This is a genomic window from Fischerella thermalis PCC 7521, from assembly GCF_000317225.1.
In the GTDB taxonomy this organism is placed as follows: domain Bacteria; phylum Cyanobacteriota; class Cyanobacteriia; order Cyanobacteriales; family Nostocaceae; genus Fischerella; species Fischerella thermalis.
The window spans coordinates 1-755 of sequence record NZ_AJLL01000137.1 but is presented as its reverse complement, the minus strand read 5'-3'; the positions used below and the strand labels follow the sequence as shown (position 1 = coordinate 755).

1 protein-coding gene is annotated in these 755 nt (G+C 39.3%); it reads right to left on the bottom strand.

What is annotated here, in order from left to right; all coding sequences use genetic code 11:
- Positions 1-24: 24 nt before the first annotated feature.
- A protein-coding gene (locus tag UYK_RS25495) for an IS1 family transposase (protein WP_373278500.1) occupies positions 25-716 on the bottom strand; the annotation gives its coding sequence in 2 pieces (ribosomal slippage) (positions 25-378 and positions 381-716; 690 coding nt in all).
- Positions 717-755: the final 39 nt, after the last annotated feature.

The window sequence follows — 755 nt, the reverse complement described above, 5'->3', positions numbered from 1 at the left end:
GGTGTTGCATAAATGCGGGATGAATTATGCAAATACTGGTATTTCTCTATACTTTAAATAATGAAGTAACAATCGAATTGAATGTTTAAGCATATCTACGGATTTAGAATAGCAGAGTGTTTTTCGGTGTAGTCTTGCTAGGTAATGGCGCAATCGGGTATTTTCGCCCTCAACCCTAGTCATATATGTTTTGCTGACGATATGGTCTCCTGGGTCAATAAAGCAAGGATAAACCTTCCAACCGTCTGTGACGTAGAAGTAACATTGCCAACAGGAAACAATGTCCCACAAGAATTTAAATGTTTCTGAACTGCGATCGCCAATTACCCAAGCTAAGATACCCTCTTGAAAGTGATTTACTGCCGTCCACAACCAGACTTTGTTTTTTTTGAACCGATGAATGTTTCTAGTTCATCTAATTCTCCAACTTCTGGTACGTCGTTGCTAGGCGGTACATCAGGGAGTTGAGAACCTATTTGTTTTAACCAATAAATTACGGTTGTATGATGGACTCCTTTATCTCGCTCAATGGCGCGAAATCCCATGCCATTGACGTATAACCTTAAACATTCTTGCTTGATTTCATCTGAGTACCCCTTTGGTGGACTGTAAACATCGATAAATTGACGACCACAATTGACACAAATGTGATTTTGTTTACCTCTTCGTTTACCATTTTTTCTAATTTCAGTAGAGTCGCAGTATGGACATTGCACAGTAGATAACCTCAATTCATCCCTCTATTATGCAACGCC